This window comes from Algibacter sp. L3A6, assembly GCF_009796825.1.
Taxonomy (GTDB): Bacteria; Bacteroidota; Bacteroidia; order Flavobacteriales; family Flavobacteriaceae; genus Algibacter.
The window spans coordinates 107,209-124,163 of sequence record NZ_CP047030.1; the positions used below are offsets into that span (position 1 = coordinate 107,209).

General features: G+C 32.7%; 22 protein-coding genes. 4 read left to right on the plus strand and 18 right to left on the minus strand.

Annotated features, from left to right (window positions below; translation table 11 throughout):
• Positions 1-3: 3 nt before the first annotated feature.
• Together GQR98_RS00410 and trxB are read right to left on the minus strand one after the other, a co-directional pair.
• Positions 4-1,098, minus strand: coding sequence for a sensor histidine kinase (locus GQR98_RS00410; protein WP_159017767.1), 1,095 nt, complete (start codon positions 1,096-1,098; stop codon positions 4-6).
• A gap of 257 nt (positions 1,099-1,355) precedes the next feature.
• The gene (gene trxB / locus GQR98_RS00415; RefSeq protein WP_074939123.1) at positions 1,356-2,336 is read right to left on the minus strand and encodes a thioredoxin-disulfide reductase; all 981 of its coding nucleotides are present in this window, start codon (positions 2,334-2,336) and stop codon (positions 1,356-1,358) included.
• A gap of 340 nt (positions 2,337-2,676) precedes the next feature.
• Between trxB and GQR98_RS00420 the strand changes: the two genes are divergently transcribed.
• The 4 genes from GQR98_RS00420 to GQR98_RS00435 all read left to right on the plus strand — a co-directional run bounded on the left by GQR98_RS00420 (position 2,677) and on the right by GQR98_RS00435 (position 6,466).
• Positions 2,677-3,549: an AraC family transcriptional regulator gene (locus tag GQR98_RS00420; protein WP_159017768.1), complete on the plus strand. Its 873-nt coding sequence runs from the start codon at positions 2,677-2,679 to the stop codon at positions 3,547-3,549.
• Between the two features lie 172 nt (positions 3,550-3,721).
• On the plus strand, positions 3,722-4,459 hold the full coding sequence (locus GQR98_RS00425) for a (Fe-S)-binding protein (protein WP_159017769.1): 738 nt from the start codon (positions 3,722-3,724) through the stop codon (positions 4,457-4,459).
• Between the two features lie 36 nt (positions 4,460-4,495).
• Positions 4,496-5,875, plus strand: a complete 1,380-nt coding sequence (locus GQR98_RS00430) for a lactate utilization protein B (protein ID WP_159017770.1) — start codon at positions 4,496-4,498, stop codon at positions 5,873-5,875.
• A gap of 3 nt (positions 5,876-5,878) precedes the next feature.
• Positions 5,879-6,466: a lactate utilization protein C gene (locus tag GQR98_RS00435; protein ID WP_159017771.1), complete on the plus strand. Its 588-nt coding sequence runs from the start codon at positions 5,879-5,881 to the stop codon at positions 6,464-6,466.
• 61 nt (positions 6,467-6,527) lie between these two features.
• On the opposite strand, the gene GQR98_RS00440 is transcribed toward GQR98_RS00435, so the two are convergent.
• The 16 genes from GQR98_RS00440 to GQR98_RS00515 form a co-directional block, all read right to left on the minus strand.
• The gene (locus GQR98_RS00440) at positions 6,528-6,752 is read right to left on the minus strand and encodes a hypothetical protein (RefSeq protein WP_159017772.1); all 225 of its coding nucleotides are present in this window, start codon (positions 6,750-6,752) and stop codon (positions 6,528-6,530) included.
• Between the two features lie 110 nt (positions 6,753-6,862).
• Positions 6,863-7,186, minus strand: a complete 324-nt coding sequence (locus GQR98_RS00445) for a hypothetical protein (RefSeq protein WP_159017773.1) — start codon at positions 7,184-7,186, stop codon at positions 6,863-6,865.
• Between the two features lie 170 nt (positions 7,187-7,356).
• A complete protein-coding gene (locus GQR98_RS00450; RefSeq protein WP_159017774.1) occupies positions 7,357-7,758 on the minus strand; it encodes a hypothetical protein in 402 nt (133 codons plus the stop codon).
• Positions 7,759-7,898: 140 nt separating this feature from the next.
• Positions 7,899-8,618: a leucine-rich repeat domain-containing protein gene (locus GQR98_RS00455; protein ID WP_159017775.1), complete on the minus strand. Its 720-nt coding sequence runs from the start codon at positions 8,616-8,618 to the stop codon at positions 7,899-7,901.
• Between the two features lie 217 nt (positions 8,619-8,835).
• Positions 8,836-9,396 (minus strand): hypothetical protein, encoded by a 561-nt coding sequence (locus GQR98_RS00460; protein WP_159017776.1) that lies wholly within the window; start codon positions 9,394-9,396, stop codon positions 8,836-8,838.
• 128 nt (positions 9,397-9,524) lie between these two features.
• Positions 9,525-10,439, minus strand: a complete 915-nt coding sequence (locus GQR98_RS00465; RefSeq protein ID WP_159021044.1) for an IS3 family transposase — start codon at positions 10,437-10,439, stop codon at positions 9,525-9,527.
• Positions 10,358-10,879: a helix-turn-helix domain-containing protein gene (locus GQR98_RS00470; protein WP_159017777.1), complete on the minus strand. Its 522-nt coding sequence runs from the start codon at positions 10,877-10,879 to the stop codon at positions 10,358-10,360. The genes GQR98_RS00465 and GQR98_RS00470 overlap by 82 nt, the downstream gene beginning before the upstream one ends.
• Before the next feature lie 162 nt (positions 10,880-11,041).
• Entirely contained in the window at positions 11,042-11,578 is a 537-nt protein-coding gene (locus tag GQR98_RS00475) for a DUF2199 domain-containing protein (protein WP_159017778.1), read from the minus strand.
• Positions 11,579-11,818 carry a hypothetical protein gene (locus GQR98_RS00480; RefSeq protein WP_159017779.1) on the minus strand — a complete coding sequence of 80 codons (240 nt, stop codon included), beginning with the start codon at positions 11,816-11,818 and terminating at the stop codon, positions 11,579-11,581. It lies immediately after the preceding gene.
• 395 nt (positions 11,819-12,213) lie between these two features.
• Positions 12,214-13,191, minus strand: a complete 978-nt coding sequence (locus tag GQR98_RS00485) for a permease (RefSeq protein ID WP_159017780.1) — start codon at positions 13,189-13,191, stop codon at positions 12,214-12,216.
• Positions 13,184-13,591 (minus strand): OsmC family protein, encoded by a 408-nt coding sequence (locus tag GQR98_RS00490; protein ID WP_159017781.1) that lies wholly within the window; start codon positions 13,589-13,591, stop codon positions 13,184-13,186. The genes GQR98_RS00485 and GQR98_RS00490 overlap by 8 nt, the downstream gene beginning before the upstream one ends.
• Positions 13,592-13,605: 14 nt before the next feature.
• Entirely contained in the window at positions 13,606-13,839 is a 234-nt protein-coding gene (locus GQR98_RS00495) for a thioredoxin family protein (RefSeq protein ID WP_042497519.1), read from the minus strand.
• Between the two features lie 142 nt (positions 13,840-13,981).
• On the minus strand, positions 13,982-14,521 hold the full coding sequence (locus GQR98_RS00500; RefSeq protein WP_159017782.1) for a TPM domain-containing protein: 540 nt from the start codon (positions 14,519-14,521) through the stop codon (positions 13,982-13,984).
• A gap of 75 nt (positions 14,522-14,596) precedes the next feature.
• Positions 14,597-15,031, minus strand: coding sequence for a hypothetical protein (locus GQR98_RS00505; RefSeq protein ID WP_159017783.1), 435 nt, complete (start codon positions 15,029-15,031; stop codon positions 14,597-14,599).
• Positions 15,032-15,134: 103 nt separating this feature from the next.
• Positions 15,135-16,325 carry an NAD(P)/FAD-dependent oxidoreductase gene (locus GQR98_RS00510; protein WP_159017784.1) on the minus strand — a complete coding sequence of 397 codons (1,191 nt, stop codon included), beginning with the start codon at positions 16,323-16,325 and terminating at the stop codon, positions 15,135-15,137.
• A 292-nt stretch (positions 16,326-16,617) separates the two neighbouring features.
• Positions 16,618-16,947 (minus strand): L-rhamnose mutarotase, encoded by a 330-nt coding sequence (locus tag GQR98_RS00515; RefSeq protein WP_159017785.1) that lies wholly within the window; start codon positions 16,945-16,947, stop codon positions 16,618-16,620.
• Positions 16,948-16,955: the final 8 nt, after the last annotated feature.

Consider the following 16,955-nt stretch of genomic DNA (forward strand, 5'->3'; position numbering starts at 1 on the left):
GCCTTAGTTTTTTGGTAAAGTAATTGTAAATATAGCACCTTTACGTGTTCTATTTTCTGCTTTTATGATGCCTTTATGAGATGCCACAATACCATGCACCACGCTTAACCCAAGACCAGAACCATCTTCCATGGGCTTTGTGGTAAAAAATGGTTGAAATACTTTTTCTAAAGCTTCGGGTGTAAAGCCAGAGCCTTCATCTAGAATTTTTAGAATAATATCGGTTTCTGTTTGTAGAGCTTCCATAGTTACCAATCCATCTTTTGGCGAGAAGTAAATAGCATTCATGAGTAAATTGAATATTATTTGAGTCAGTTGAATAGGGTCTGCTTTTAACCACAGCGTTTCATCTTCAATTTTTACAACATACTTAACCTGTTCTTTTCTAAAAGAAGCATCGAGTAAATCGATAGCACTTTTAATAATAGGCACGAGATTAACACGTTTCATTTCTTGAGGCATTTCGCAAGCAAAAAACATTAATTTCTTTAAAACCTCTCTAGAAAAAATGGCATTATCAATAATTTTATTTAAATCGCCCGATATCTTTTTATCGTCTTCAAAATCAGATTTCAGTAATTCGGCAAAGCCTAAAATATTGGCTAATGGTGTATTGAGTTCGTGAGCAATTCCTGCTGTTATTTCACCAAGAATTCCTAATCGATCCGCATGTTCCATGCGTTTTTTTAAAGCGGCTTCACTGTTTTGAATTTCAATACGTTCCAACAAATCGCCAACTTTTAAAGCCACATTATCTAACAAGAGTTGTTCTTCATTTAAAAAATCGTCTACCTTAAAAGAATCGGCATTTAAACAGCAAACAATATGGCCTTTAACTACATTAAAAATTTTGATTTCAGATTGAATTGAAACCACATCTTCAGGGTCTGTTCCGGTATGAATTTCTAAACGATTCACTAGAATACGAATGCCTATTTTTTTAGGATATAAAAATGCTTTTTGCAGGCTTTTAGCAATAGCCTCTAAAGTAGCTTCAATATGTTCGGGATCGGCATTACTAATGCTCGACGACACCTCGTAAAGGCAGGTAAGCTCTTTAATACGTTCTTTTAATGCCTTATCGGTTACTTTACTCATTGCTAATTTTTTCTTTAGAAAACCTTTGTAATTCTCCTTATTTACAAACTTTATTTTAATCTATTAAAATACAAAATTTAAAACCTATTGTAAAATAATATCGACTCGAAATTTGCTTTAAATATTTCACTTTAATCAAAATTATTTAAATGAATTTTCAACTAAAAAACAAAACCCTAACCACACTTTTAAACAAAAAAAAGACCGCTTTTTCAAGCAGTCTTTTCTTTATATTAAAAAAATATGTTATAATACTCTTAGTTATAGTTTGAAGTGCTTACCTCAAAAGAAGAGTCTTTAGCAGCTAAATAACGCTCTGCATCTAAAGCAGCCATACAACCCGTACCTGCAGCTGTTACCGCTTGGCGGTATACGTGATCTGCAGCATCTCCACAAACAAATACGCCTTCAACATTTGTTAAAGCACGACCTGGTACATTTTTAATGTATCCTGTTTCGTCCATATCAATAAAGCCTTTAAAGATATCTGTATTCGGTTTATGCCCAATAGCTACAAAAAATCCTGTAGCAGGAATATCTTGAGTTTCTTTCGTTTTATTATTTGAAACTCTTACTCCTGTAACAACTTGACCGTCACCTAAAACTTCTTCTGTTTCCGTATTGAATAAAATTTCAATATTTTCTGTGTTTTTAACACGAGTAGCCATAATTTTAGACGCTCTAAATTCGTCTCTACGCACTAACATGGTAACTTTTTTACAAAGTTTAGATAAATAGTGAGCTTCTTCACAAGCAGAATCTCCTGCTCCTACAATAACAACCTCATGGTTTCTATAGAAAAAGCCGTCGCAAACTGCACAAGCAGAAACACCACCACCTAATTTTAAATATTTTTGTTCAGATTCTATACCTAAATATTTAGCAGAAGCTCCTGTTGAAATAATTACAGTATCACAGTGAATTTCTTTAGTATCATTTACCCAAACTTTATGTACATCACCAGAGAAATCAACTTTAGTAATCCAACCGTCGCGTACATCAGTTTCAAAACGTTCTGCTTGCTTTTGTAATTCCATCATCATTTGAGGTCCTGTAACACCTTCTGGATAACCTGGAAAATTCTCAACTTCATTTGTTGTAGTTAATTGTCCGCCTGGCTGTATTCCTTGATATAACACTGGATTCATGTTGGCTCTAGCCGCATAAATTGCTGCTGTATAACCTGCAGGTCCTGACCCTATAATTAAGCATTTTAACTTTTCAATTGTATCAGACATAATTGCTATTAAATTTTGATTAAGACCAATTTAACTATGAAATTGGTATAACAAAAGTAGAATTTTTGATTGAATCCTTACATAGAAGTTATCAACAGTTTTTATAATGCAATAGTTAGTTACTATAAAACAGCCTATGGCGTTATCTTTAAAAAGGTATTGATAAACCGGATACATTTTTAATTATTATCAACAATTGGCCTATTTAACGGCACATTAACCAAACTTTGGTTTCTGCTTAAAATCACAATTAACAAAACAATAGCAATATTATTTTTGCCGGATTAAACCTTTTTTGTTATTTTATGTCTATTAACCACCACCTATACTAACTTTAATAATGAAACTGCACCTTTTAGATCGTAGTAACCTCACCAATAGTTCGTTTACCACTAAAATTAACGAATATCCTTATTTTTTAAAAATATGGCATTACCATCCTGAGCTAGAGCTTGTGGTAGTTTTAAAGAGTGAAGGCACCTGCTTTATTGGTGATAGTGTTGAAAAGTTTGGTATTGGCGATGTGGTACTTATTGGTAAAAACTTGCCGCACATGTGGCTTAATGACGATGGGTATTTCGAGCAAACTTCGGAGCAAACAGCCAAAGCCATTGCTATACATTTTAAAGAAAATTATTTAGGTCCCAAATTCTTCGAAACGCCAGAAATGATTCATATTTTAGAATTATTTAAACGTGCTAGCTACGGACTCAAGTTTTTGAATGTTAATAAAAAACTCCTTAACGATATTAAAAGCATGCTCGCTCTAGAAGGTTTCGAAAAAACCATGGCATTTTTAAACATTTTGCACGCTTTAGCAAAACATACCGACACTAAAAAGCTATCCAGTCAAGGTTTTATAAATTCCTTTAATTCCTCTAAAAGTGATACCCAAGATAATGTGCAGGCTTATATTTTTAAAAATTTCAATTTAGATATTTCACTTAATAAAGCTGCTGAAATTGCACATATGAATCCTTCGGCCTTTAGCCGCTACTTTAAGCGTGTTAACAAAAAAACGTTTTCTAGATACGTTACCGAAATCCGCATTGGCTATGCTTGTAAGCTGCTCTTAGAGAACAGATTCAACATTTCAAAAATATGTTACGAGTCTGGTTTTAATAACATTTCTAACTTTAATAGGCAGTTTAAAATCGTGATGAACTACACACCTTCGGAGTATTTGGAGAAGCACAAAACAAAGCACGATTAATTGCACTTTTTAATCAAAAAATCAATACAAGGCAAAAAAAGTATCACACACGATCAAAAATTAGGCAGACTGGTATACTATTTCCTTCTAATTTTGTCCTGCGCTGTAAAACGGTTTTAAAACTTCATTTTAAACCATTTTAGAAGCCCAAGTCATTTAAATTAGAAATTTTATGAAAGTAGGTTTATTTATTCCCTGTTACATCAATCAACTCTATCCGCAAGTTGGTAAAGCAACTTTAGAACTTTTAGAAAAACTAAAGGTTGATGTTGCTTATCCATCAGGGCAAACCTGTTGCGGACAACCCATGGCCAATTCGGGTTACGAGTACGAATCGGTTGGTGCTTGCAATAATTTTGTTGATAATTTTAAAGACTTCGATTACATTGTTACGCCTTCTGGAAGTTGTGCTTATCATGTAAAAAAGCATTACGATATTATTCCACAAACCGACGATGTTACTAAGGTTAGAAACAATGTTTACGAGTTGTGCGACTTCATATTAAATATTTTAAAAGTTAAAGATTTAGGCGCATCATTCCCCTTTAAGGTCGGTGTACATAAAAGTTGCCACGGTTTACGAGGCCTACGTTTAGGTTCTTGCTCGGAAGTGGTAGGCCCGCGTTTTTCTTACATTGAAGAATTACTACAAGAAGTAAAAGGCGTAGAATTAATGCCTGTAAAACGAAGTGATGAATGTTGCGGATTTGGTGGCACATTTGCCGTTACCGAAGAGGCCATTTCTGTAAAAATGGGGAAAGATAAAATTAAAGATCATTTAGAAAGTGGTGTTGAAGTTATGACGGCCACCGACACCTCCTGTTTAATGCATTTAGAAGGTTTGGTTAACCGAAACCAACAGCCTTTAAAAATCTTGCATATTGCCGAAATTTTAAACAGTAGTCTTTAATTTTAACCGCCAACAGGTGCTGTAAAACAAAACATTATGAGTCATCCAAAACTAGCTAGCATATTTAATAAAGACGAAAAAAAAGTCGATTGGCATGATAAGGCCTTGTGGTTTGTTCGCCATAAACGCGACAAATCTGTACACCATGTGCAAGGTTGGGAAGAGCTAAGAAACTTGGGGCATGGCATTAAAGCGCACATGCTTTCTAATCTCGATATTTACTTACGTGAGTTTGAAGCCAATGCCAACAAAAACGGTGTAGAAGTACACTGGGCGGCCAATGGCGAAGAGCACAACCAAATAGTACATAAAATTTTAAAAGATAACAACGCTAAAAAAGTTGTAAAAAGTAAGTCGATGTTAACTGAAGAATGCCATTTAAATCCGCATTTGGAAGCCGATGGAATAGAAGTTATCGATACCGATTTAGGTGAGCGTATTGTGCAATTGGCCAAAGAGCCGCCTAGTCATATTGTATTGCCAGCCATACATAAAAACAAACATGAGGTAGACGAGTTGTTTCAAGAACATTTAGGCACAAAACCTTGTGATGGCGATCCGCAATATTTAACTGGAGAAGCGAGAAAACATTTAAGACAAAAATTTATTGAAGCCGATGCTGCAATTACCGGTGTAAATTTCGCCATTGCAGAAACTGGAGGCTTTGTAGTTTGCACCAATGAAGGTAATGCCGATATGGGCGCACATTTAGCTCCTGTACATATTGCCTGCATGGGTGTCGAGAAAATAATACCAAAGCAAGAACACTTAGGTGTGTTTTTACGCTTATTAGCAAGGTCGGCTACTGGGCAACCGGTAACCACTTATTCATCGCATTTTAAAAAACCTAGCGATGGCAGAAAAATGCACATAGTAATTGTAGATAATGGAAGATCGGAGCAATTAAGTCGTCCGGATTTTAGAGCCTCTTTACACTGTATTCGTTGTGGCGCTTGTATGAATACTTGCCCAATTTACAGACGTAGTGGTGGCCATAGTTACGATGCTACCATTCCAGGACCAATTGGTTCTATTCTATCGCCAGGTAAAGATTTAACAAAACACAGCAGCTTACCCTTTGCCTCTACCCTTTGCGGATCTTGTTCGGATGTGTGTCCGGTGAAAATCGACATCCATGCGCAACTTTATAAATGGCGACAAATTATTACTAAAGAAACGCCACAGCCTTTTATAAAAAAGAAGTCTATGCAAGTTATGGGAAGCATTTTTGCTAAACCTAAACAATTTGAAAAGGTTGGAAAAATTGCGCGTTGGAGTTTAAGAACCTTACCAAAAGCGGTAATAAACTCGAAACCCAATGCCTGGGGAAAAGCCCGTGATTTACCAACAGGTCCAAAAGAAAGTTTTGACGATTGGTACAAGAAAAGAGAAGAAAACAAAGGTAAAAACAACTAAGCTATGAGCAGTAGAGATAAAATATTAAGCCGAATAGAAGCTAATAAACCAGACGCTTTGCCGTTACCAAACATAGATTTAGCGCTGTTTGATGAAGGTTTAGATTTAGTACAGGAATTTACCAAGAAAGCCGAAGTTGTTGGAGCAAACGTTATTGAAATAGCCTCTAACGATGTTGTTGCACAGGTTGAAAACTTGTTTCCGGATGCTAAAATTAAATATTCGGCTATAGAGAACACCAGTGCTTTTAACACTATAGATTTAGCAAACATTGAAAAACCACAAGATTTAGAAGATTTAGATATTTTAATTCTTGAAAGTGAATTGGCTGTAGCCGAAAACGGATCGGTTTGGGTAACCGATAAGCAATTACCTATGCGTGTTTTACCGTTTATTACAAAACACCTTGTTATTGTAACCAGTAAAGACAATATTGTGCCTTATATGCACCAAGCGTACCAAAAAATAAATGCTGGCAATTCAAACGATTTTGGAGTATTTATTGCTGGGCCATCTAAAACAGCCGATATTGAGCAATCGCTTGTTATTGGCGCACATGGCGCTTTAAGTTTAACTTTATTATTGAAATAAAATAAAAAAGCTCAAAAGATTAAATCTTTTGAGCTTTTTAAATATACGTTTTACCAAGTTACTATCTCGGCTTGTAAATAGCGCCTGTTGCAAAATCTACAATTAAACTAGGTGCAAAAATTATAATATCGGCTATTAATGCCACAACTCTTACTTGGCGTTGTTGTTCGCCTCCAGCTGGTTTTCTTTTTTGAGATGCCGTTACTGGACCTCCAAAAACGGTGGCACAACTAGACATCATAATCGCTACTAATACTAAAGCTACTACATTTTTCATTTTCTTCATCGTGAGAATTATTAGAGTGTTAAACAAACAATTTAAGCAATATTTATTTAAAAGCAAATTTTTAAAACATGAGCTTTAATTAGCTTGTGCTTCATTAGAAAGCTAAATACCTACTCTAAACCAATTTCATCGATCATTACATCGGTATTAGGTTTGTTCTTCTCCCACGTTTTCTCTAAATATTTATACAGTAAATAAGCGCTTAAAAGTCCAAAAGGAAGCATTATAATACCTAACAACGTGTCGTTAACACCATCTATAGCACCTGGTGCTACAAGTTCTGCTATTATACCTAAAGCGAACGCAAAAATGACGATACCTGCGTAATACACCACGATGCCTAAAATAGCAAAACCCCATTGGCTTTTATTGTAGACTTCTGCCAATTTGTAAAAATACTTGCCTATCCAATACAGTAATACTAATGCTAACATGTTTTCGGTTTTAATTGATTTGGTTAATGGTTTTAATATTTTAACAATTTAGGTAAAATATTTATAATGGGGTTTGGTTATTTTAACAAGGTCATGATTTTAATTAATGATAATACTTAAGAGGTATTGAGGTTATCATTAAAAGTATCTTCCATAAACGTTTACCTTGTTTATTCATTTTGATGCTCCAATATTAATTCAATTTTATTTTCTGAAATCAGTTTTTGAATATCACTAAAATTCAATTGTTTTATTTTTTCAATCTTTGTTTTTGGTCGATATACTTTTATTTTTGAATAGTAACTTGCCTTACTTGCAAAAGTGTATAAATCGGTTGAATCCATCTTTTTTGTCCAAACGTTTAATCTTTTCCAATTTTTTCCAACAATTCCAAATTGAGAAATTTCTTCATTAACTATTATATCTAAATCTTTTGATTGATAAAAAATCTCTTGATAATCACCATATTGATCTTCAATTTCCATTAAAGAAAGTCCATAAGCAATAACCCCAGCAACTGCAGTTATTGCAATTCCTAAAACCAAAAGTCCATATTTTAATGATTTACTCAATGTTTACTAAAATTGGTTAGAACGTGTCTATATGGTTTTTGCGTGGTTTAAGCACCTAATCTATTTGAAAGAGTCCGCGAAGATTTTCAGAAGTAAGCTAAAACTAGCAGTAAATTATATACTTTGTTAATCACAGTAATTTATATTATTTTAACTAATGGAATTTCCATTTCTAACGTTTCTTTTTTTTCCTTATTCATAAACCTTGGCAAGGTTCTCAAATGTTTTAACTTCTTTAAATTCAGTAATGGTGAAATATCATAATTTTTATTCTCAACATTTAGAATCATATTTAAGTATTCCAAATTATTCAATTCTGATAAAGGCTCAATATTTTTAACGGCTTTCCCAGTTCCTCCCATTCTTCCGTGGTCTAACCATAATTCCTTTAATTGAGGTAACGTTGTAAGTGGTTTTAATTCATACAAATTCTTAATTCCATAAATATATAATGTTTTTAAGTTTTCCAAATTCGCAATAAAATTGATGTTTTCTACTTTAGTTATTCCACTTAAAATTAAAACTTCTAAAGATTTTAAAACGGATAAATTTGGAATGGCATCTTGTTTGTTGTTAGAGATGTTAAGATATTTTAGATTTGGTAATGAAGCAATTACACTCAAACGCTCTTCATCTAAGTCATTTAGTATTATTCCTTCAACAACTTTATTTCCAATCAAATGTTCATAATTGAAATAATTCAGTTTAAATTTTTTAAGAGGCGTTGGCATGTCTATTATTTCAGAATTAGTTGGTAATTCAGAAATATCAAATGGGCAACGAACAGTTCCTTCTAAAATTCCCAAATGTGGGTAATCAGATGGTGATTTACTTTCGGCCAAATAGTTGTTCCAGTTCATTTTTTTATTGCGGCCAACGTTTAGTATAAGAAACGTAGGGAAATAAATAAGCACTATCGTTTCAGTTTATTACTTAGCTAAATATAAATATTTTGCTTTTATTTTTTCTTCTATAAACGCCAAATTTTATATTTAGCGGACTTTGTAAATATGCACAGAACTTTGAATTTAGCACAAACGCCCTATGTTTTTTATACCGTGTTAGCAGCTTTTTTCTTTAATATTCCTTGCTCTTTATTTGAAATTTAAAGTTCACATCTTCCGCAGTAAGTTTTATTTCTTTGTCCTTCTTCTTCAGAATAAATTCTAATGTAGGCTCCCAACCACTTTCTTGATTAGTTTCTCCACCCAAAATCTCAACACTATAAAATCCGTTTTCAAGATTAATTTTCGGGCGAATTCCATTTGATTTTAAAGAGTTTATTCCGTTTTCTTCAGTCCAATTTTTAAGATAAGGAATAGTCATTAAATATATTTCTTGATTAACTATTTCGAGAAAATAACCAACTCTTTTGAATTGTAAATCATTCTCATTGTTATCAAATATGGAATCCTCAGAATTAATTTGAAAAAAAATATGATATGGATAATTAGCAATTCCTGATAATGGAATTAAAGCGCCCTTTTCTACAACTAAATCTCCGCTATTATTTTCTGTAAATTCAGAAATTAGATTACTAGAAAGATTATTATCCGATTTGAATAATGAAAGTTTAGAAGGGTCTCCTAAAAAAAAGTAATCCCAAGTGTCATTTAAACATTCGGTAAATTTTATCATTAGTAATTCTGTTTTTAATTGCTGCTAACGTGTTTGTATATGGTTTGTTGCGTGGTTTAGCACGTAATTTAGCAAATAAAAACCGAATAGAAAATGAAGTGCCCCCAAATGTTTAGACAAATTTATAATTAATTTTGATAATAATTAGCTCGATATTCAATCGGGCTCATTCCATTTAAATTTTGTTTAATTCTCTCATTATTATAATATTTTATATAGACTTTAATCTCTTTTTTTAACTGAGATATCGACTTATATTTATTTATATAAAACAATTCAGATTTTAGAATACCGAAGAAATTTTCTATCACAGCGTTATCTAAACAATTTCCTTTACGAGACATACTCTGAGTAATTCCTTTTTCTGTTAATAATCTTCGATACTGTTTCATTTGATACTGCCATCCTTGATCTGAATGTAATATTAAATTTGTTTGATCTGGTATTTTCTTAAAAGACTTTTTCAGCATAATAGCTACTTGTTTAAAATCAGGTTTTTCAGATAATTGATAACTTATTATTTCTCTATTAAAGAGATCAATTATTGGAGATAGATATAGTTTTTTTCCTAAAACTTTAAATTCTGTAATATCTGTAGCCCATTTTTTATTTGGCCTAATAGCTTTAAAATTTCGTTGTAATATATTAGGAGCTGTTTCTCCTATTCGCCCTTTATAAGACTTGTATCTTTTAGCTCTGACTAAACTTTTTAAACCTAATTCACGCATCAACTTGAGTACTGTTTTATGATTTATTAGAGTGCCTATTTTGTTGATTTCTAAAGAGATTCTTCTATAGCCATATCTTCCTTTGTGACGATGATATATTTGATGAATCAATAGTTTTATCACTTTATATTTATCAACTAAAAGACTTCTTTTATGATGATAATAATAACTACTTCTTGCCATGTTCGTATGATATAATAAAATATCTAAATCATACTTATGCCTTAATTCTGTTATGGCTTTTGCTTTTTGTTTTGCTCTTGTTGAATTAAGGCCTGTAACTTTTTTAGCAAGTCCAGTTCTGCACGTAATGATTCATTTTCTAATAAAAGTTCCTCTTCTCTTGTTAAAGGTTTATTAGACTTTTTTTTAGCTCTCTTAAATTGCATAGATTTTGGTTTACCTCTAGGTTTAATGTTTAAGCCTACAATACCCTCTTTTGTATAATTACGTTGCCACTTCATAATTACAGATTTAGTAGGAATATTAAATTCTAAACAAGCTTGACTGAAAGATAATGAATCTTTGTCAATAGCTTTTAAAACTTTAAGTTTAAAAGGAATGCTATACACTTTGGTTTTTCTTGGTAATAGTGCTTTTTTACCATATTTTTCATAAAATCGAATCCAATCATGAAGGGTTGTATGATAACAACCATATAACTTAGACACATCTTCAACTGTTTGGTGATTTTTTAAAACTTGCTTTACACATCGAAGTTTAAATGCGTAATCATACTTGACTTTTCTTCCCATAATAATACCCTCAAATAGTGTCTAACTTTTTGGGAGCAGTTCAGTTTTGTGTATGGTTAGTTGCGCGTTTAAGCAACTAATTTAGCAAAAGTGGACGAGCCAGAGGAATTTCCGAAGGAAATTCCGAGTAGACCTGTACCAAGCAATTAATTATACACGTTGTTACCCAACGTTTTTTATTGTTTTTTCAACTCGATTTTTAGCATCTTCAATTAATATTCCTTTTTTCCAATCCGAAATTAGTTTGTGTTCCGATTTGTGAGGAATTATTTCTGGTCTAATTCCATTACTTTTAGTAACTACATTAACGTGTAATCCTAAAGTGCTTTCTTCATAATCTGGAATTTCGTTACATATAGTTCCGTAATAAGTTTTTCCGTCTGTATTATCTTTAAATTCCGATTTATATTCATTAAAACTCTTTTCGCTTAATGAAACCCAAATGCCATAGTCCAAATCTTCGCAAGCATCATTTATTTGCATTCTCAAAGTTGTTCTTATAAACCTGTCAGTTTGGTCAGGATGTTTGATTACGCAAAAGTCATCGTCAATTTCAACTATTTCAGTTTTTTCCTTGTCATTCAGAATGTCGTAATGGAAAGGTGTTTTAAATCCGAGTGCAGGTAATTCGTCGTGGACTTCTCCACAAGTTGAACATCTAAATTCCGTTGATTTATTTTTTTTCTTTTTCCAGAACATTTATTCGCTTGGGATTGTTACAAAACCTGTCCAAATCATAATGATATAAATCAAACACATTATTGATGCTCCTTTAAAAAACAGATTAAAAATTTTAAAAATGATTGGTGCTTTTTCAACCAATCCTGTATTATTCTTGATATGAAAATTTTTAAGTTTTCCAGTAAGTATTGGTCCGACTATTCTAAAAAAGAAAAATCCGAAAACAAAAAATAATGAAAGCTCAATTTTAAATTTCAATTTCTACAGTTTTTTTTGGTCAAATGTTGGGTAACTAAGGGATATGAATAGTCATCATAAACTAAAACACATATCCCTCCTAATTGACCTCTAATTTAATACATCGGTTTTACATAGCATTACGGTTTTCCGTAAAAGCAAAAATTTATTTTTTACGCTTCAGTTTTACCAATTGCATTATTTACCAAGTAAGTCCATAAATTTCGAGTATAAGTATTATGCTATTTACAATGCTATGCCATACAAAGTTAGAGCTGTTAAGTTGTAATTGCTTTCTACTTCTTTCAATTTCAAATTTGTTTAAATTACCTACAACTAAAATATAACAAACATACCAACCGAACTAAAAACAGATTGATAAAGTTGTAGATTTTTTAATCTTGTTTTATTCTGAATTATAAAATTAAATTGAACACGTAACCCGAGATGATAATGCATAATGTTACCACTCCAAAAAATATAGCAATGAGTTTAAGCGTCATAACTTTTTTTAAAAGCATGGCTTCTGGTAACGACAAGCCAACAACTCCCATCATGAAAGCAATTGCGGTTCCTAAAGGAATGCCCTTTGCTACCAATACCTGCACCACCGGAAGTATGCCCGATGCGTTTGAATACATAGGCACTGCTAAAATGGTTGCAATAGGTACAGCAAACAGATTGTCTTTATCCATATATTTTTCGAAAAACCCTTCTGGAATATAGCCGTGCATGAGTCCGCCAATGGCGATACCTACCAGCACATAAGGGATGATGCCTTTTATAATTTTAACAACTTCGGCCCAAATAATTGGTAAGCGTTGTTTAAAGGTTTGTTTTTCTGCTTGAAACACATCTTGATCTCTTTGTGCATGTGCTAAAACATCTTTCACCCATGGTGTTAAATAAGATTCTAGTTTTAATTTTTGAAGTATAACGCCAGATATTGTGCCTAATAGCACACCACTAATGACGTAGATTATAGTTGTTTTTACACCAAACAAGCCCATAAAGAGACCAATAGCCACCTCATTAACCAAAGGTGAGGTTATTAAAAATGCGAAGGTGACTCCTAAAGGAATTCCGCCACGCACAAAACCAATAAATAGAGGTACTGATGAGCAGGAACAAAACGGTGTTACAACTCCAAAAAGGCTAGCCATAAGATATTCTAAACCAAATAATTTATTTCTGGAGAGATAGTTTTTAACCTTATCTATAGGGAAGTAACTATTTACGATCCCCATAAAAAAGATAACGACAAAGAGTAGAATTAAAATTTTTATAGTGTCGTAAATAAAGAAGTTTAAGGCTTCTGCTATATGTTGTTCTTTATTTAAATTTAGAAGGTTGTAAACAAACCAATCGGCAATATTTTGTACCCAGTTAAACATGTTGTTTAGCACTAACAGTAACAGAAATGGCGCAGGATAATTTTACTGTGTTGTAGATGGTACCGAACTTTTCGATGTTCTTTTTAAGTAAATCTGTATTCAGTTTATTATCGTTGGTATAGATGGTTACATTGTAAATAAGATGTTCCATCCTTGGCGGATTTTCAAGTCGGGTGGCATTAACTTCAATGGTGGCTTTTGTATAAGAGAACTTCATCATGCCCGAAAAACGTTCTACATTTTTTAATACGCAAGATGCGAAAGCCCCCAAGAATAATTCGGCAGGATTTGGTAAGGTTTCAGCCGTTTTTGGCGTTGTACCAAAATCTATATCAGATTGTTTTATATGAATAACAGCATCTTGATTTGAAACAGACGATGCTTTAATATGATATTCCATAACCGTTTGGTGTATTAATTTAATAGCGCTAGCACTTCGTCTTTTGAAGGTACGCGCCCTTTTATTGTCACCACATTATCGATTACCAATGCTGGCGTTGTCATGACATCAAATTTCATAATTTCAATAATATCCTCAACTTTTTCAATGGTTGCCTCAATGTTGTTTTCTGAAACGACATCTCGAACAACGGTTGTCATTGTTTTACATTTTGGACATCCGGTGCCTAATATTTTAATTGTAGTCATAATATTCGGGTTCTTATACCAAAGATAAGCATCCGAAATATTAAAAAAGGTGATTTATGTTACACTAAAATTGAATTATTTTGTGTATTGTTTATGTACTAAATGACGTATTTACGAAGAGATTTTAGAAGAAAAACCTCTTTTATTCCCACTTTTTAATTAATTGAAGTACACCGCTTTTAATTCCGGCATAAAATGCTTCGTTTTTAAACTCGGGTATCATTTTTTCATTAATGACTTCTTTACAAATTTGGTCGGTTAAAATCAGCTCGGTTCCAGTTCCTGTTGCAATCCCAATCTCTCTACAAGGCTTGCATAACACTATGGTAAGTCCGTTGTTTTTTTCGGCCGTTCCAACGCCCCAACTTTGTCCTAAATTGGTTGCATATTTTTGAATGTTTTGATAAGGTTTTATACTGTGGATGGTGACAACCACAACTTGTCTTGTTGTTTCCATATCATAATAATGAAGAATTTTCGATAATTCTGCCTGTTGAGATTCTGTAAATACCTGTCCGTAATCATTTATTATGCCTATCGGTTTTGGAAACGCACTATTTTCTATTCCCAAATATTCATATTCCGGCGTCAATTTTTCAGTTTCGGTATCTTGAGCATTTCCTTTGCAAGAGCATATATTTAAAGCCAAGAAAATCAATACTATTTTTGTGCTTATTTTCATTTTATGTAATACTGACGTTAGTAACTTTAATTTGATTTTCTCTTTTTTTCATGGCTTGAAAGTAAAGTTAATCTATTAATTTTCTGGAAACCACCATCCATTTTGTTCTTTCCTATATTCCTTTCCATTATCATCTAAAATTGTTATTTCGCAAACGTATGGATTTTCAATAAACCGTTTATCGTGAGAACACGCTCTGCTTAAAGCTAAATCAAATTCAATTAACATTTTTGCCGATTTTACATATTCCATGGAAGAGCCACTATTTTCAACTAATTTTGGAAATGATTTGTTCCAATAACCAATAGATTGTAGAATTTTCAATGTGAGCAATTCTTTTGGATACGATTTATCATTCAAAATATCTACTTCAAGTCGGTTTAGTTTTGTTTTTCGCATTTCTTTAAGTAAAAGCCCCAAGAAATAATCTGTTTCTATAAAATTCATCAAACTCACAAATGAATGTCCAAAATTATGAGAAACGCTTTTCAAGGTTTTACGACTAGCCATTTTTTTGTGCTGTTTAATAAATTGTATCCACCTAATATATAATATTCATATTACACATCCCAAAAAAACAATTCAAAAATAAAAAGACCATTGTAGCTTACTTCTACCTTTCCAAACTATTTAAATGATTAGCCAAAGCGACACCCATACTAAAACAACCTTGTAATAAATAACCACCAGTGGGCGCATACCAATCTAGCATTTCGCCAATGGCATAGGTATTTTGTATTTTTTTACATTGAAAATTGGTATCAACTTCATCTAAAGCTATCCCGCCTAAAGACGAAATAGCTTCATCTAAAGGACCTGCCGAGGTAATAACCACCGGAACCGCTTTAATAGTTTGCACCAACACATCGGGATTCGAAAAGGTGTTTTTATCTGTAAATTGTTTTAACAAACCAATAGCTGTTCTATCGAGGTTTAAATCGTTTTTAAGAATATCGGTAACTTTAGAACGTCGTGCATTTTTATACTTACTTCGTATTTGATTAACCGTCATTTTAGGTTTTAAATCTAAGTAGATAATCACTTCTTTTTCTGTAAGTAATCGATCTTGTATTTTTTGACTAAGCGCATAAATAGCGTTGCCTTCCAACCCGAATTTAGAAATTACCAACTCCCCTTTTGCTAATATATTATTAAAAGTAAGTGCTATATTTTTTAAAGGTTTCCCTTCGTGAATGCTTATAAAATCGGTTTGCCAATTAACACCAAAAGCACAATTTGCAGCTCTAAAAGGCAGAACATTTATATGGCGTTTTTCAAACTTAGATTTCCATGAACCTGTGGAACCTGTAACTTTCCAACTTGCACCTCCTAATGCAAAAACTACAACATCTGAAGTTACAGTAGCTTCATTTTCAAAAGTTAAATCGCCTTGCGTATTCCAGCCCGTCCATTTTGTATTAAATTTAAATTGAACGCCTCGTGCCGCAACATAATCTACAATGGTTTTAAGTACTTCTATGGGCTTTACGCCTTGCTTTGGAAACACTCGATTACTAGAGCCTACAAAGGTTGAAATACCGAGTTGATTGAGCCAATTTATAAAATCTTGATTATTAAACTCACGGATAATAGGCGCCATGAATGCACTAGGATGATATTGCTGTATTAACGCATCTTCCGAAGTACTAAACGTGAGGTTTAAGCCGCCTTCTCCGGCTACAAGAAACTTACGTCCGCCCGTTTTTTTCTTTTCGTAAATAGTTACGCTATATTTTGCAGTATCTATTTGTGCCGCAAGCATAAATGCTGCTGGACCTCCGCCAATAATGGATACCTGTTTCATCTAAAAAAAGTAAAAGGTTTTAAATGAAATGCCCCGTTTGGGAATATGGTGTTATGCTGTGTCATATTTCGAAAATCTCAAGCTGAAAGCCGAAACTTAAGCATATAAATTGACTCTTAAAAATTTAGATAGTTGAATCATGTATTAATTTCAGATTTAGCGATAATTACTCATCTGTAGTTCTCTTCAAATTTATAAAAAAAGTAAAGCTCAAAAACAATGATGCTTTTGAGCTTTTACAATATTATTTTTATGCTTCCGTGTAAACGAAAACAAACAAATCTACTATATTCTACAACTGAAATATTTTTTCCATAAGCATCCACTTCTCGCCTTCTTTGGCCATTGGTAGCGCTTGTTGGTAGTTCCACATAAATGTTTCCCATTCTTGAACTTTAGGATTATTAGCATCCATATCATTCTTCTTTTCAAATGAAAAACTATCGTTTACCATCATAATCATGAATAAACGATTTCCTACTAAATAAATTTCTAAATCTTCTATACCAGAATCTTTAATACTCTTTATAATTTCTGGCCACACCTTTTGATGAGTCACTTTATAATCTTCTATTAATTTAGCATCATCTACTAAATCTAAAGCAAAACAATGTTTTTTCATAATATAAC

Excerpts from the sequence above, each read along its gene's own strand:
- GQR98_RS00445 (WP_159017773.1), bottom strand. The coding sequence starts at position 7,186 with ATGTTAGCATTAGTATTACTGTATTGGATAGGCAAGTATTTTTACAAA.
- GQR98_RS00490 (WP_159017781.1), bottom strand. The coding sequence starts at position 13,591 with ATGGAATATCATATTAAAGCATCGTCTGTTTCAAATCAAGATGCTGTT.
- GQR98_RS00505 (WP_159017783.1), bottom strand. The coding sequence starts at position 15,031 with ATGGCTAGTCGTAAAACCTTGAAAAGCGTTTCTCATAATTTTGGACAT.
- GQR98_RS00425 (WP_159017769.1), top strand. The coding sequence starts at position 3,722 with ATGAAAGTAGGTTTATTTATTCCCTGTTACATCAATCAACTCTATCCG.
- GQR98_RS00500 (WP_159017782.1), bottom strand. The coding sequence starts at position 14,521 with ATGAAAATAAGCACAAAAATAGTATTGATTTTCTTGGCTTTAAATATA.
- GQR98_RS00435 (WP_159017771.1), top strand. The coding sequence starts at position 5,879 with ATGAGCAGTAGAGATAAAATATTAAGCCGAATAGAAGCTAATAAACCA.
- GQR98_RS00495 (WP_042497519.1), bottom strand. The coding sequence starts at position 13,839 with ATGACTACAATTAAAATATTAGGCACCGGATGTCCAAAATGTAAAACA.
- GQR98_RS00475 (WP_159017778.1), bottom strand. The coding sequence starts at position 11,578 with ATGTTCTGGAAAAAGAAAAAAAATAAATCAACGGAATTTAGATGTTCA.
- GQR98_RS00420 (WP_159017768.1), top strand. The coding sequence starts at position 2,677 with ATGAAACTGCACCTTTTAGATCGTAGTAACCTCACCAATAGTTCGTTT.
- GQR98_RS00485 (WP_159017780.1), bottom strand. The coding sequence starts at position 13,191 with ATGTTTAACTGGGTACAAAATATTGCCGATTGGTTTGTTTACAACCTT.
- GQR98_RS00455 (WP_159017775.1), bottom strand. The coding sequence starts at position 8,618 with ATGAACTGGAACAACTATTTGGCCGAAAGTAAATCACCATCTGATTAC.
- GQR98_RS00460 (WP_159017776.1), bottom strand. The coding sequence starts at position 9,396 with ATGATAAAATTTACCGAATGTTTAAATGACACTTGGGATTACTTTTTT.
- GQR98_RS00470 (WP_159017777.1), bottom strand. The coding sequence starts at position 10,879 with ATGGGAAGAAAAGTCAAGTATGATTACGCATTTAAACTTCGATGTGTA.
- GQR98_RS00410 (WP_159017767.1), bottom strand. The coding sequence starts at position 1,098 with ATGAGTAAAGTAACCGATAAGGCATTAAAAGAACGTATTAAAGAGCTT.
- GQR98_RS00510 (WP_159017784.1), bottom strand. The coding sequence starts at position 16,325 with ATGAAACAGGTATCCATTATTGGCGGAGGTCCAGCAGCATTTATGCTT.
- trxB (WP_074939123.1), bottom strand. The coding sequence starts at position 2,336 with ATGTCTGATACAATTGAAAAGTTAAAATGCTTAATTATAGGGTCAGGA.
- GQR98_RS00440 (WP_159017772.1), bottom strand. The coding sequence starts at position 6,752 with ATGAAGAAAATGAAAAATGTAGTAGCTTTAGTATTAGTAGCGATTATG.
- GQR98_RS00430 (WP_159017770.1), top strand. The coding sequence starts at position 4,496 with ATGAGTCATCCAAAACTAGCTAGCATATTTAATAAAGACGAAAAAAAA.
- GQR98_RS00515 (WP_159017785.1), bottom strand. The coding sequence starts at position 16,947 with ATGAAAAAACATTGTTTTGCTTTAGATTTAGTAGATGATGCTAAATTA.